This window comes from Neisseria sp. P0019.S002 (genome assembly GCF_051957155.1).
Lineage (GTDB): Bacteria > Pseudomonadota > Gammaproteobacteria > Burkholderiales > Neisseriaceae > Neisseria > Neisseria perflava.
Map to the genome: position 1 here is coordinate 25,186 of NZ_JBQCWS010000004.1, position 14,143 is coordinate 39,328.

Annotated in this window: 14 protein-coding genes and 3 tRNA genes; 11 read left to right on the forward strand and 6 right to left on the reverse strand. The window is 51.5% G+C overall.

Annotation, left to right across the window (positions count from 1 at the left end):
* Window positions 1-45: 45 nt before the first annotated feature.
* Window positions 46-1,119, reverse strand: coding sequence for an AI-2E family transporter (locus tag ACTHTY_RS07275; RefSeq protein WP_440367052.1), 1,074 nt, complete (start codon window positions 1,117-1,119; stop codon window positions 46-48).
* Between the two features lie 85 nt (window positions 1,120-1,204).
* The gene (gene folD, locus ACTHTY_RS07280) at window positions 1,205-2,056 is read right to left on the reverse strand and encodes a bifunctional methylenetetrahydrofolate dehydrogenase/methenyltetrahydrofolate cyclohydrolase FolD (RefSeq protein WP_049336906.1); all 852 of its coding nucleotides are present in this window, start codon (window positions 2,054-2,056) and stop codon (window positions 1,205-1,207) included.
* Window positions 2,057-2,256: 200 nt separating this feature from the next.
* On the opposite strand from folD, the gene ACTHTY_RS07285 reads away from it, so the two are divergent.
* From ACTHTY_RS07285 to prmC, 9 genes are all read left to right on the forward strand, one after another.
* A tRNA-Pro gene (locus ACTHTY_RS07285) sits at window positions 2,257-2,334 on the forward strand.
* Between the two features lie 27 nt (window positions 2,335-2,361).
* Window positions 2,362-2,438, forward strand: a tRNA-Arg gene (locus ACTHTY_RS07290).
* Window positions 2,439-2,447: 9 nt separating this feature from the next.
* A tRNA-His gene (locus tag ACTHTY_RS07295) sits at window positions 2,448-2,523 on the forward strand.
* 259 nt (window positions 2,524-2,782) lie between these two features.
* Complete coding sequence (locus tag ACTHTY_RS07300) at window positions 2,783-3,289, forward strand: adenylyltransferase/cytidyltransferase family protein (protein ID WP_156474281.1); 507 nt, start codon at window positions 2,783-2,785, stop codon at window positions 3,287-3,289.
* Window positions 3,286-5,046, forward strand: a complete 1,761-nt coding sequence (locus ACTHTY_RS07305) for a bifunctional biotin--[acetyl-CoA-carboxylase] ligase/type III pantothenate kinase (protein ID WP_440367053.1) — start codon at window positions 3,286-3,288, stop codon at window positions 5,044-5,046. The genes ACTHTY_RS07300 and ACTHTY_RS07305 overlap by 4 nt, the downstream gene beginning before the upstream one ends.
* Window positions 5,047-5,061: 15 nt before the next feature.
* Window positions 5,062-5,904, forward strand: coding sequence for a cell division protein (locus ACTHTY_RS07310; RefSeq protein WP_440367054.1), 843 nt, complete (start codon window positions 5,062-5,064; stop codon window positions 5,902-5,904).
* Window positions 5,905-6,463: 559 nt separating this feature from the next.
* Window positions 6,464-7,906, forward strand: coding sequence for a metalloprotease TldD (gene tldD, locus ACTHTY_RS07315; protein WP_371509063.1), 1,443 nt, complete (start codon window positions 6,464-6,466; stop codon window positions 7,904-7,906).
* 53 nt (window positions 7,907-7,959) lie between these two features.
* The gene (locus ACTHTY_RS07320; protein WP_440367055.1) at window positions 7,960-8,421 is read left to right on the forward strand and encodes a hypothetical protein; all 462 of its coding nucleotides are present in this window, start codon (window positions 7,960-7,962) and stop codon (window positions 8,419-8,421) included.
* Window positions 8,411-9,223, forward strand: a complete 813-nt coding sequence (prmC, locus tag ACTHTY_RS07325; protein WP_440367056.1) for a peptide chain release factor N(5)-glutamine methyltransferase — start codon at window positions 8,411-8,413, stop codon at window positions 9,221-9,223. Before ACTHTY_RS07320 ends, prmC begins: the two co-directional genes overlap by 11 nt.
* A gap of 83 nt (window positions 9,224-9,306) precedes the next feature.
* Here prmC and ACTHTY_RS07330 read toward each other — a convergent pair whose 3' ends face one another.
* From ACTHTY_RS07330 to ACTHTY_RS07345, 4 genes are all read right to left on the reverse strand, one after another.
* The gene (locus ACTHTY_RS07330) at window positions 9,307-10,101 is read right to left on the reverse strand and encodes a 3'-5' exonuclease (protein ID WP_440367238.1); all 795 of its coding nucleotides are present in this window, start codon (window positions 10,099-10,101) and stop codon (window positions 9,307-9,309) included.
* A gap of 771 nt (window positions 10,102-10,872) precedes the next feature.
* On the reverse strand, window positions 10,873-11,757 hold the full coding sequence (locus tag ACTHTY_RS07335) for a lipid A biosynthesis lauroyl acyltransferase (protein ID WP_440367239.1): 885 nt from the start codon (window positions 11,755-11,757) through the stop codon (window positions 10,873-10,875).
* 78 nt (window positions 11,758-11,835) lie between these two features.
* Window positions 11,836-12,381, reverse strand: a complete 546-nt coding sequence (gene ruvC, locus ACTHTY_RS07340; RefSeq protein WP_440367057.1) for a crossover junction endodeoxyribonuclease RuvC — start codon at window positions 12,379-12,381, stop codon at window positions 11,836-11,838.
* Window positions 12,382-12,390: 9 nt separating this feature from the next.
* Window positions 12,391-13,221, reverse strand: coding sequence for a carbon-nitrogen hydrolase family protein (locus ACTHTY_RS07345; protein ID WP_440367058.1), 831 nt, complete (start codon window positions 13,219-13,221; stop codon window positions 12,391-12,393).
* 95 nt (window positions 13,222-13,316) lie between these two features.
* Between ACTHTY_RS07345 and ACTHTY_RS07350 the strand changes: the two genes are divergently transcribed.
* Together ACTHTY_RS07350 and ACTHTY_RS07355 are read left to right on the forward strand one after the other, a co-directional pair.
* Window positions 13,317-13,616 carry a porin gene (locus tag ACTHTY_RS07350; protein WP_004520970.1) on the forward strand — a complete coding sequence of 100 codons (300 nt, stop codon included), beginning with the start codon at window positions 13,317-13,319 and terminating at the stop codon, window positions 13,614-13,616.
* A 314-nt stretch (window positions 13,617-13,930) separates the two neighbouring features.
* Window positions 13,931-14,125, forward strand: a complete 195-nt coding sequence (locus ACTHTY_RS07355) for a CsbD family protein (RefSeq protein ID WP_049350814.1) — start codon at window positions 13,931-13,933, stop codon at window positions 14,123-14,125.
* The last annotated feature ends 18 nt before the right edge of the window (window positions 14,126-14,143 follow it).

The following is a 14,143-nucleotide window of genomic DNA, read 5'->3' on the forward strand; positions in this document are numbered from 1 at the left end:
TCTGGAAATTTCTCAGACGGCCTTTCTGTATTACCGTGTCAACACTCAAATCAATTTTCTCAGTTTCAATTCGTTTTTCAGATACGCGTAATAAACCGGCGCGACGATGATGCCGCCGATGCCGAAAATGCGTTCAAAGACGACCATTGCCACCAGCAATTCCCATGCGCTGGATTCGATTTCCGAGCCGATGATTTTGGCGTTGAGGAAATATTCGAGCTTATGGATGACAACAAGGAAAACCAGCGAGGCGAGTGCGACGTACAGCGATGCGCCGAGGCTCAAAATAATGATGATGGTGTTGGAAATAAGGTTGCCCGCCACCGGAATCAGCCCGACGATAAAGGCGACGATCAGGACGGTCATTTTAAACGGCAGGTCAACGCCGAACAGCGGCAAAACCAAGTAGAGGTACAGGCCGGTCAGGAAGGTGTCGATCAGCGAGATTTTGACTTGGGCGAGGAACACGCGTTCAAAGCTGGTTTCAAAATTGACGATGCGTCGCATCAATTCGGCTTTAAACAGCGGCATTTTGCGGCGGTTTTTGCGCATTTCCAGGCGGTGGAAGCTGAGCATGGCGCCGATGATGATGCCGATGAGGATGTACACGAAGGACGTGATGCTGTTTTTACTGATGCGGGTCAGTGCGGCGCGGTATTCTTCAATCAGCTTGATCGCCGAAGCTTTGATTTCGGCCATATTGTTGGGCAGCATATTGAGAATGGCCGCAGGCAGGTCTTGGCTGTTTTTGGTGTCTTCCAAAATCGCCGCCAGCTTGGCTAACATAAAGCCGACATGGCCACCGTGTATCAGGTGGTAAATGCCCAAAGACATCATCGTGATGATGCTGAACACGATGGCCAGCGTCAGCGTGGTGGAAATCAGGTTGATATTGTGCGCGTTGAGCGATTTATGCAGCCGCGTGTTGCGCGGTAAAACGCGGCGGCGGAGTTTGAGGATCACGCCATTGGTGCGCGTAATAAAGATATAGGTCAGGATAACCGACAGCAGCAGCGGCAGCAAATGGTAGTGCAAGACAATCAGCAAGGCCAAACCCATCAGGATATAGGAAGCGTTGCGGAAAGTCGGGTTGTCGGTGTGTGAAGAGAGTAAGGACATGTGAAGCCAATAAGGTAAAAAGCAAAAAAAACAGGTCAGGCCGTCTGAAAAACCATGTTCAGACGGCCTAACTTAATGACAGCGATTAATCGTGCAATGAGGCCGCGTGTACCGTGTTTTCCAACAAAGTGGCAATCGTCATCGGGCCGACGCCGCCGGGAACGGGCGTAATCATGGAAGCACGTTCTTTGGCAACATCAAACTCCACGTCGCCGCACAGGCTGCCGTCGTCCAAGCGGTTGATGCCCACATCGATAACGACTGCGCCGGGTTTAACCCATTCGCCTTTAACGAAATTCGGAATGCCTACGCCGACCACCAAAATATCTGCGGCGGCAACTTCATCGGCAAGGTTTTGCGTGGCGCTGTGGCAAATGGTTACCGTCGCGCGGGACAGCAGCAATTCCAACGCCTGTGGGCGGCCGACAATATTGGATGCGCCGACGACGACGGCTTTTTTGCCTTTCGGGTCGATGCCGTAGGCTTCCAACAAAGTCATCACGCCTTTGGGTGTGCAAGGGCGCATCAGCGGCATTTTGACGACCAGGCGGCCGACGTTGTAAGGGTGGAAGCCGTCCACATCTTTATGCGGCTCGATACGCTCCAAAACCGCTTGGCTGTCGATGTGTGCCGGTAGCGGCAGTTGCACCAAAATACCGTCGACGGCAGGGTCGCCGTTCAATTCGTCCACCAGTTTCAGCAAATCGTCTTGCGTGGTTTCAGACGGCAGCTCATAAGAGCGCGATTCGATGCCGCTTTTTTGGCAGGCCAGTTTTTTATTGCGTACATAAACCGCGCTGGCAGGGTCGTCGCCAACCAATACCACCGCCAAGCAAGGCGTGTGCAAACCTTTTTCCTGACGCGCTTTTACCGCCTGCGCGACCGCCTCGATGCGTTGCTGGGAGATTTTTTTTCCGTCTATAAGTTGTGCAGCCATGATTTTTCCTCCTAAATAGGGACAAAAATTGCGTTTAAATTATCGCATTTTTCAGACGGCCTGACACAAAAGAGTGGCCCTAATTACGAAACATAAAAATAAATAACGATTAAAAATAATAAGATAACTAAAAAATGAAAAATAAAGCAAAGTAAGTGTTGACCGGGTTGAAAAGGGTCTGTATAGTTCAGGTCTTCAGTCGGGGCGTAGCGCAGCCCGGTTAGCGCATCTGCTTTGGGAGCAGAGGGTCGTGAGTTCGAATCCCACCGCCCCGACCACAAAATTCTTAGCACGAATCGGCATGAGCGCCCGTAGCTCAACCGGATAGAGCACCGACCTTCTAAGTCGGGGGTTACAGGTTCGATTCCTGTCGGGCGTGCCAATTTTTACGGTGGCTGTAGCTCAGTTGGTAGAGCCCTGGATTGTGATTCCAGTTGTCGTGGGTTCGAGCCCCATCAGCCACCCCAGATGAAAGCCTGCATATTGTATGCAGGCTTTTTTCCGTTTATACCCGAATTTTACTTAAGATTTAATTGGGTTTCAAAAAAGTATTTATCAAACCGTTTCATCATGGCATCGGCAAAAATGGCATTTGCTGTGTTATTAAATATCAATGAATACGCAGTCAAGCCCGAATATTGTACCGTTCGGTATCTTTTTATGGCGTTTCGCCGTTATCCTTTATAATACCCCGATTATTTTCTGTTTCATTCCCAAAGGAACCGCATCATGTCCGAATGGTCAGCTCCAGAATTTGAATCCAAAATTTGTCCGCCCGAAAAGCTGGCGGAGCATTTGGCGGCATTGCCCCGTCCGCTGGTGTTTACCAACGGCTGTTTCGATATTCTCCATCGAGGCCATGTAACGTATTTGGCGCAGGCGCGATCGGCCGGTGCGGCTTTGGTGTTGGCGTTGAATACCGATGCTTCGGTACGCCGTCAGGGCAAAGGGGATGATCGCCCGATTAATCCTTTGGAAAACCGCGCGGCAGTGGCAGCGGCATTGGCGAGCGTGGATTTGGTCACATGGTTTGATGACGACACGCCGGCCGCGTTGATTGAAATGGTCAAACCCGATGTGTTGATTAAAGGCGGCGATTGGCCTGTGGATAAGATTGTCGGTGCGGCTGAGACGTTTGCGCGTGGCGGCAAAGTATTTTCGATTCCGTTTTTACACCAAACTTCGACCACCAAAACTTTGGCGAAAATCCGCGAAGCCGGAGGAGGCGAATGACGGATTTGAACAGCCGCCATTGGGCCTTGCTCGCCGCGCTTTCAGACGGCCTGCCGCAACACGTTTCTCAGTTGGCGCGAGTGGTCGGTATGAAGCCGCAACAATTAAACGGATTCTGGCAGCAGATGCCGGGGCATATCCGCGGTTTGCTGCGCCAGCACGACGGGCAATGGCGCTTGGTGCGCCCTTTGGCTGTGTTTGCCGAAGAATCTCTGCAACAAATGGCCGGAAAACAGGGTTTTCGTGCGCAGTTGAAACACGAATGTTCGTCCAGCAACGATGAAATCATGGCATTGGCGCGCCAGTCGGCAGATTTGGCGCATAAGGCCTTGTGTGTGGCGCATTTCCAAACCAAAGGCCGCGGACGGCAAGGGCGAAGCTGGGTCAACCGACAGGGCGAATGTCTGATGTTCAGCTTGGGCTGGGCGTTTGACAAGCCGCAGTATGAGCTGGGTTCGCTGGCGTTGGTGGTGGCATTGGCTTGCCGCCGTGCGCTTGCCGATATCGGTTTGGACGTAAATATCAAGTGGCCGAACGATTTGGTCGTGGCCAACGATAAATTGGCCGGTATTTTGATTGAAACGGCGCGGGTAGAAAATAAGACTGTCGCCGTCATCGGCATCGGTATCAATTTTGTATTGCCGAAAGAAGTTGAAAACGCCACTTCCGTGCAGGCTTTGTTTCAGACGGCCTCTAAGCAGGGCGTAAGCGTCAAAACCTTGTTGAATGCGGTATTGGCGCAACTCGATGCGCTGTTGAACGAATACGCGCAAAACGGATTCGCGTCATGTGTCGGCGAATACGATGCCGCCAACCGCGACACAGGCAGGCCGGTATTGCTGCTTCAAGAAGGGCGCATTGTTCATGAAGGCGTAGTCAAAGGCGTGGATGCGCAAGGCGCGTTGCGTTTGTTGACCGACAATGGCGAGAAAACGATTGTCAGCGGCGAGATCAGTTTGCGTCCGGATAATCGTCCGGCACAACCTGCCGCGGCGAAACCGGAACGCTTTTTGCTGCTGGACGGCGGCAACAGTCAGTTGAAATGGGCGTGGGTAGAGAATGGCACATTTTCCGAAGTCGGCCACGCGCCATATCGTGATTTGACCCAGCTGGGTGAAGAATGGCTGCAATTTGCCGATGACGATGTGAAGATTGTCGGTTGCGCCGTGTGCGGTTCGGTCAAAAAAGCGATGGTCGAAGAACAATTAACCCGTCCGGTCGAATGGCTGTCTTCCATGCCGCAGGCTTTGGGTATCCGCAACCATTACCGCCGCCCTGAAGAACATGGCTCCGACCGTTGGTTTAATGCGCTGGGCAGCCGCCGTTTTACGCAAAACGCCTGCGTCGTCGTCAGTTGTGGTACCGCCGTAACCACCGACGCGCTGACGGAAGACAATCATTATCTTGGCGGCACCATCATGCCCGGTTTCCACTTGATGAAAGAGGCGATGGCGCTCAAGACCGCCAACCTCAACCGCCCCATCGGCAAGGTATATCCGTTCCCAACCACAACGCCGAACGCTATTGCCAGCGGCATGATGGATGCCGTTTGCGGCGCGTTGATGATGATGCATGGCCGTCTGAAAGACAAAACGGGTGAGGGCAAACCGGTCGATATTATTATCACGGGCGGCGGTGCGGCCAGAGTCGTGCAGGCACTGCCGGAGTCATTCGTTCATGACAATCAAGTGAAAATCGTCGATAATCTCGTGATTCACGGGCTCTTGCATTGGATTGCCCATCGCAACGGACAATAAAAAGGAAAACGCATCATGAAATGGCTGTTTGCGGTCTTGGTCGCACTCAACATCATTGTTTTTGGCAGCATGGTTGCCTATCGGACACAACATAAAACCGCCAAACCCGAATCTGCTTTGGAAGGCGGTACGCACGAATTATTGCGCCCATCTTCTTTGGACGCGCCTAAAGCCGAGCCTCAGCAGGCATCGCAACCCGATTGGGTGGCGGATGAATCAGACGGCCTGATTATGGCAGAACCTGAATCCGAAGAAGCAGAAGCCTTGCGTAAAAAGCAAGAAGCGCAGCAGTTGAAAGAGAAAAAAGAAAAAATGCGCCGCGAAAAAGAAGCGCAAGAACGCCGCGCCGCCGAAGAAGAGATGGGTGCGGCCGGCGTGGAACGCTTGTGTACCAGCAGCGCCACCGTGGTGATGGATGAAGACGATTACCACCGCATCAAAGGCCTGTTGGGCAAATGGCCCCATGCAGCCAGCCGCAGTATCGAAAAACGTAACGGCGCATCCGGTAGCGAGACTTCTTCCAAAACCTTCCGCGTGGTTTTGCCTGCCGACGGCGATACCTCCGCCCAGCTTGATGCCTTGGGCAGCCGCGGCTTTAGCGGCAGCATTCACAACGGCGAAATTAGCATTGACGTAACACGCAGCCGTTCTTCCGCCCAAGTTTTGATTTCACGTTTGTCCAGCGCAGGTTTCGGCGGCGCGCGCATTGTCGAACAGGAAGACAGAAGCGCACCCGATACCGGTTTGAGCGTGGCGCGCATGACCGTGGTCTTCATGGCGGTTGACGAGCGCGATGCCCAAGATATCAGAAACATTGTCGGCCGTTATGGCAAGTTGAACATGAAAACCTGCCGATAATCAGGTCTATTCGGTTTCAGACGGCCTGATCAGCAGCCGGCCAAGCCTGATAAACCGAACGCCACAAAACACGAAACCCACTGTATCGGCAGTGGGTTTCATGTTTTTCGGTTTTGAGTATCTGATATAAAGGGGAACAGGTATGTTTCGTATATGCGCACTCCGAGTATCAAGAGATAATGGGAAAGAGGGGGATAAAATCTGTTGTTTAATGGCTCGGATTAGGACGTCTTCCGAGTGGTTTTAATTATACGCTAATAATAACTATTATCAATAGCGAAATTGAAAAAATAATGGGTTTCGTTGTAATAGATTGTTTTGTATGGAAATTAAATTTCAGTATTGGCTTTGCCGTGATTGAAAAGGCCGTCTAAACGTCAAACGAACAGGCCTGTTGAAATAGGGTAAGGCAAACATTTCGACCTTATGTTTCAGACGGCCTTTTGATTTGTTTCAATCACTCATAAACCCAAGCAATCAACATATCCAAAGCCATATAAAATACCGTATAATCAAGGCCAAATTAACTTTGCCTGCTCGTCGGGCCGTCTGAAAAATTATGCAACAAACCTACGCCGCGGTACAGCGAGATTTGCTCGAAGCCAACCATCTTTCCCCCGATTTGCTCGCCCAAAGCCTGAGCATTATCGGCGCCAACCATGTCGATTATGCCGACATCTATTGCCAGCGTACTGCCTATGAAAGTTGGCATTTGGAAGAAGGCATCGTCAAATCGGGCAGTTTCCAAATCGATCAGGGTGTGGGCGTGCGTGCCGTTTCGGGCGATAAAACCGCTTTTGCCTACGCCGACAGCCTGTGTATCGATTCGATCAACCGCTCTGCCAAAGCCGTGCGCGTGATTGGTGCGGCCGGTGGCGAGGCCAGCGTCAAAGTGCCGACACCTGCTTACGGCAAGCCTGTCCACATGGCGATTGACCCTATTGCCAGCCTCGATTCCGCTGCCAAAGTCGCGCTGTTGAACAAAGTCGAAACGCTGGCCAAAGCCGCCGATCCGCGTATCGTGCAAGTGATGGCCGGTTTGACCTGCGAATACGACATGGTGTACATCGCCCGTCTGGACGGTAAACACGCTGCCGACATCCGCCCGATGGTGCGCATGAACGTTACCGTTATTGCCAAGCAGGGCGAGCGTCGCGAGCAGGGCAGTGCGGGCGGCGGCGGACGTTATGATTTGGCGTATTTCGATGAAAACTTGGTTTGTCGGTTTGTCGATTCCGCTGTCAAACAAGCGCTGACCAATCTCGAATCCCGTCCTGCGCCTGCCGGCGAGATGACTGTCGTTTTGGGCAACGGCTGGCCGGGCGTGTTGTTGCACGAAGCGGTCGGACATGGTTTGGAAGGCGATTTCAACCGCAAAGAAACCAGCGTTTTCTCCGGCCGAATCGGCGAGCGCGTGGCCGCCAAAGGCGTGACCGTTGTGGATCAAGGCGATATTGCCGACAGACGGGGTTCGCTCAATATCGACGACGAAGGCAATGAGACCCGCCGCACAGTATTGATTGAAGACGGGATTTTGGTCGGCTATATGCAGGACGAAACTAACGCCCGTCTGATGGGCACGCAATCGACCGGCAACGGCCGCCGCGAAAGTTACGCTTCCGCCCCTATGCCGCGCATGACCAATACCTTTATGGAAAACGGCGGCTATGAGCCGGAAGAAATCATCGCGTCCATCGACAAGGGTATTTACGCCGTCAATTTCGGCGGCGGACAAGTGGACATTACCAGCGGTAAATTCGTGTTCAGCGCATCCGAAGCATGGTGGGTGGAAGGCGGCAAGCTGCAATATCCTGTCAAAGGCGCGACTATTATCGGCAACGGCCCCGAAGTGCTGAAACATGTTTCCATGATTGGCAACGACACTGCGCTCGACAGCGGTATCGGCGTATGCGGCAAAGAAGGGCAGAGCGTTCCTGTCGGCGTCGGACAACCGACCCTGAGGATTGATGCCGGACTGACCGTCGGTGGTAGCGAGATTTAAACGGCAGGCCGTCTGAAAAGTTTTCAGACGGCCTTTTGCATTAGGATAAAACCATGCAGGAACAGAATCGGAAATCAAGTTTTCCCATAGTGATGTTGCTGGTGTCGGTTGCCCTGTGGATAGCGTCTTTGTCCAATGTTGCATTTTATTTGGGCAATCATGAAAGCATGAAGGGTTTGACCGTTTTGATTTTGGGGTCGATATTTGCTTCTTTAGATATCAGATATTGTGCGGCCTATGCTAATTATGTTTGGTTGGCGGCCATTGTTTTGCTGGCGTTGCGGAAGAAGGTCGTGCCTGTCCATGCTGCGCTTTGGGGCTTGGCGCTGGTGGCTTTCAGTGTGAAAGCCGTACACGTCGATGAAGCAGGGAATACATCGGATATCGTGCGCTACGGTGCAGGATTTTATTTGTGGTATGCCGCATTTGCGGTTGCCACCATCAGCACGTTTGCCGGAAAGATTAAGGAAAGAAAAGCCACAGTGATGGCAGATGGGACGAAAAATGATGCTTGATGAATGGTTGCGCCAATCGGCACTGCCCAAAAACGAAGCGCGGATGTTGTTGCAATATGCGCTGGGTTACACGCGCGCGCAGTTGGTTACACGCGGTACGGACGATTTGGCGGAATCTGACCTGCAAATCTTGGAGGCTTTGGCGCAACGCCGTCTGAAAGGCGAGCCGATGGCCTATCTGTTGGGCGAACGCGAGTTCTACGGACGACGCTTTGCCGTCAATCCCCATGTGCTGATTCCCCGTCCTGAAACCGAGCATTTGGTGGAAGCCGTGCTCAAACGCTTGTCGCCGCAAGGCCGCGTGTGGGATTTGGGAACGGGCAGCGGCGCCATTGCCGTGACCGTCGCGCTTGAATGCGTTGATGCCGATGTTCGCGCATCCGATATCAGCGTCGGTGCTTTGGATACTGCCCGTCAAAATGCGGCCGAATTGGGCGCAAAAGTCGAGTTTGCGCAGGGTTCGTGGTTTGATACCGACAGGCCGTCTGAAGGCCGATACGATGTGATTGTTTCCAATCCGCCGTACATCGAGGACGGCGATGAACATTTGTCGCAAGGCGATTTGAGGTTTGAACCGCAAAACGCGTTGACCGACTTTTCAGACGGCCTCAGCCATATCCGCCATATTACCCAAGAAGCCCCCAAATACCTGAAAGCCAACGGCTGGCTGCTGTTTGAACACGGCTACGACCAAGGCGAAGCAGTGCGGAACATTATGCTGGAGAACGGTTTTTCAGAAGTGGCAACAGAGCAGGATTTGGCTGGATTGGACAGGATAACGCTGGGGCGTTTGCCAGCTTAGTGGGCATGGTTTGTCGGAAATAAAAAAGGGCGTGTCGATCACGCCCTTTTGGTTTTTTGGTTTGTCTGTTCAGACGGTTTGGTTTAACGCCAAGCAGCGACGAACTCCGCCCAGTGTTGTTTTTCTTCGGCTTGTGCGGCCAGATAATGTTTGATGCGTTTGATTTCGACTTCGTATTCGTCGGCATCGAGCGCGCCGCTCATCATGCGAAAGCGCATGTACATCAGGTAGGTATTGGCGGCATCGGTTTCGCAATAGTCGCGGATGTCTTTCAGACGGCCTGCATGATAAGCATCCCAAACCTTGCTGCCGTCCATGCCCAGTTTGCCGGGAAAGCCGCAGAGTTTGGCCATATCGTCCAAAGGCACGCTGGCACGCGGTTGGTAGAGGGCGAGCAAATCCATCAGGTCGCAATGGCGGGAGTGGTAGCGGCTGATGTAGTTGTTCCACTTAAAGTCGCGGCTGTCGCCAAAATCGCCGTCTCCCATGTCCCAATAACGGGCGGCGCTGATGCCGTGTATCAGGGCGCGGTAGTGGAGGACGGGCAGGTCGAAACCGCCGCCGTTCCAGCTGACGAGTTGCGGCGTATAGTTTTCGATGACCTCGAAGAACTTGGCAATCATGACTTCTTCGCTGTCTTCGGGATCACCGATGGTGCTGACGCGGATTTTGTCTTGCCCCCAGCGCATACAGCAGGAGATGGCGACGACTTGGTGCAGATGGTGTTGCATAAAGTCGCTGCCGGTCTTGGCGCGGCGTTGCTGTTGGGCAAACAGGACGACTTCGTTGTCGGGTAAATCGGCAGGTAAATCGTAAAGCTGGCGGATGCCGTTTACGTCGGGGATGGTTTCGATGTCGAAGGCGAGTATCGGAGTCATGGCGTGATCGGGTTGGATAAGGGATGATGTCATTGTGGCATGACGGCGCAGATAAAAAAAGAGGCAATCCCCCACAGGATTGCCCCAATACCTCAAATCAGAGATTTACGCTTCACAAACAATACAGGCTTTCACCTGCGGCTTTACAGATGCAGCTCAACTCTGCATCGGTAAACTTTCATTTCGGGCATTGCACCGAAATCCTCTAAAATACCGCAATTTCTTGCAATATCAGAAAACTGCTTACAAAAGTATCTAAAACCGGCGAGGCCGTCTGAATGTTTTGTAATTTGATGTAGTGAAATTTACGCGAATTTTTACAGTTTGCCAAGTATTTTTTTCTGAAGGCTTGTTTTGGTATAAATTTCAGGTCTTGTCATATTTTTGCAATTATATTTCATAATTATTCAAAAGTTAGATATTTATTTTATTTTTTTAAATTTTAATTTAATTTTATTTCATATTTTGAATGATTAAAATGTATTTTTTTAGATGAACTATTTTGCAATATGTTGTTTTTAAAAGAAATTAAATTTAATATGTAAATGAAAAGAGTGTATTGGGACTGATGTTTTTCATTTTAGAAAAAATATAGGGTTGTTTGAAAGTTTCAATCACGATGAAAAAAGTTGTTTTTAAAGCATTTAAAGCGGAATATTATTTGATTGTTTAAAACCAAACATGAGTTTCGGTTTGATTCAATTAAAATGAAAAAGCGGCGAAAGAAGGATTTCGCCGCTTTTTGCATATTTAAATTGTAATTCGGTGTAGTCAATAAAAGCTGTTTTCGCCTTCGGGACGGGTTTTAAAGCGTTTGTGCAGCCAGAAATATTGTTCGGGATGCTCGCGTACCCGCTCTTCGATGAAGTCGTTCATGCGCTGGGTGTCGGCTTCGACATTTTCGGTCGGGAAATTATCCCAAGCCGGATAGAAGCGCAGGGTTACGGTATTGTCAGCTTCACGCGTGGGAATGGCGGGAATGATTTTGGCTTTGGTCATGCCGGCAATACGGCTGAGGCCGGTAATCGTGGCCGTCTGAATGCCGAAGAAATTGACGAAAATGGAATCGTTGCGGCCGAAGTCTTGGTCGGGTAGATAAAGAAAGGGCGCATCGCTTTTGCGTAGGTGTTTGATGATGGCGCGCAGGCCTTCTGTGCGGCCGATCAGGAAAACATTGTTGTAGCGGTGGCGGCCTTTCAGGATTTGCTCGTCCAGGGCTTTGTTTTTTTGGTGCGAATACATGCTGGTCAGCGGCACATCCTGATTGAGCGTGTAAACCGCCATTTCAAATGCGGTAAAGTGCGGATAGAGGATGATGACTTTTTCGCCGGCGGCGAGGGCTTCGTCGAGATGGTGTTTGTCTTGATAGCGTACCAACGAGCGCAGCTTGTCCGCAGGCGCGTACCAGTAGAGGCCGTATTCGAGCATCAGCTTGGCCATGTGTTGGAAATGGCGTTTGAGCAGGACGGTGCGCTGGCTGTCGTTCAGCTCGGGAAAGCATTTTTTGAGGTTGACCTCACCGACTTTGCGGCGCGGTTTGACCGCGTAATAAGCGAGAATGCCGATCGCGTCGGCAATCTTGTGCAACACGCAAAAAGGCAGCAGGCGGATGAGGTAGAGAAAAAGGAAGGCGGCTTTCATGAAGGCTCGCTGTATGTGGGCAAAGGGTTATTATAACCGAAAGGCCGTCTGAAAACGGGCTGGAACACTATTTCAGACGGCCTGAATGTCGGCTTACCATTGGAAACGGCCGCGCTTGACCTGCAGGCCGTTGGGATTGAGTTGCGAAGCCAATCCGTGATTGCGCAGGGCGTGGGTGAGGGCGACGGCGAGTCCGTCGGCGGCATCGGCTTGCGGCGTGCCTGAAAGTGCAAGCATTTGGACAACCATATGCTGCACCTGCTCTTTGGCGGCCTTACCCTTGCCGACCACAGCCTGCTTGACCTGAAGCGCGGTGTATTCAAACACGGGCAAATCGTGCATGACCAAAGCGGCAATCGCTGCACCGCGCGCCTGACCGAGCATTAACGTCGCGGCTGGATTGACGTTGACGAACACTTGCTCGATGGCCGCCTGATGCGGCTGATAGTGGCGGATGATTTCGTCGATATGACGGACAATCACGGCGATGCGTTCGGAAAGCGACGCGCCGGTCGGCGTTTTGATACAGCCGGAAGCAACATAATGATGCTCGCGGCCGTGGACATCGATCACGCCGAAGCCGGTCACGCGGCTGCCGGGGTCGATGCCGAGAATGCGTGTGGGTTGTGAGTGGGACATAGTGCGTGTTTAAAGTAATCGGTGTTTCAGGGCTGGCAGACGCGTGCGCACGCTTTGCAGGCGCGCAGTATCCAAATCGGCACAAATCACGCCTTCGCCTTCCGGCAGCGTGGCCAATACGTCGCCCCAAGGGTCGATAATCATACTGTGGCCGAATGTGCGGCGGCCGCTTTCATGTAGTCCGCCTTGTGCCGACGCGATGACGTAGCATTGGTTTTCCACCGCACGGGCGCGCAGCAGCAATTCCCAATGCGCCTTGCCGGTCGTGTAGGTAAACGCGGCCGGCAACAGCAAAACATCAAACGGCTGCTGGGCGCGGAAAAACTCAGGAAAGCGCAAATCGTAGCAGACGCCGGCCGCCAGCGGAACATCGTCTACGCCCAGCTTCGGCACATCGTTGCCCGCCAGTATCGTATCGGCTTCAGCGTAGCGTTCACCCAAACCGGAAAAGCCGAAAAGGTGCATTTTGTGGTAAAGCCCGATTCGGTTGCCGTTGCGGTCATACACCAGCATCGTGTTCATCACTTTGCCCGCGTTTGGGCTTTGCAGCGGAACCGTACCGCCAAACAACACCACGCCGCATTCCCTTGCCGTTTCGCTTAAGGCCGTCTGAAAACGGGTGTGGCAGGTTTCGCCAACTCGTTCATCGTCCAAAGGCTCGGCAAATGCCAGCTTGTCCGTATCGTTTTTGCCCATCAGCGGCCAATATTCGGGCAGCAACACCCAATCCGCCCCTTGTTCGACAGCCTCGCGGACGAGGCGTTTCATGGTGGCAATATTGGTTTCGGGGTCGGTAGACGACACCATTTGCACAGCAGCGGCACGTAAAGAGCGCATCATCAAAACTCCTGTCAGATTTTGCAAGAATTGTAACTTGTTTACGCACAAGGCCGATACAATCGCCTCACAATTCCTCTTCAAAAAAAGGATAAACCATGAACTTAAAACTTCTCCTCACTGCCGCACTTTCCACCGCCGCACTCGCCGCACATGCCGACGTACAGCTTTACGGCAGCATCAAAAGCGGCATCGAAACCTCGCAAACCCGTTTCGGCGGCCAAACATACAGCCGAACCGCCGTTGCCGACCAAGGCAGCCACATCGGCTTGCGTGGTTCTCATCCGATTGGCGGCGGAACGAATTTTATTTGGGAAGTCGAACAAGATACACCGGTCGGCAAAAGCGGCTCCATCCGTCAAGACTGGCGCGAACGTCGAGACAATTTTGGCCGTTAAAGGAAAAATTGGATAGTAAAGGCCGTCTGAAAAATCAGGATCACTGGTTTTCAGACGGCCTGTTTTTCATAGTGAGGTCGATTGATTTAAAGAATACACTTAAAAGGCGGCAATCAATAATATCTTAATATTTTCAAAATTTAACGGTTTTGTGTAACTTATTGATTAATTAAGAGATTAATAAGATATTTATTGGTTGATTAAAAAATCAGCATTGTCTTTGCTTGAAAATTAATAAATTATCAAGTAAGGTTAAATGTAAGCGGTTTTATCCGTGAGTTAAATATTAATCAATAAGATAGGATTATATAACTATGAATGAAGATATTATCAAAGGAAAATGGGAGCAACTCAAAGGTAAAGCCAAAGAAAAATGGGGCGAGCTGACAAACGACGATTTGGACATCATCGAAGGCAAGCGCGATCAGTTGGCTGGTAAAATCCAAGAGCGTTACGGTCGCACTAAAGATGAAGTTGAAAAAGAAATTGATGATTGGTTGAACAACTAAGACCGTTGAATTTCACAA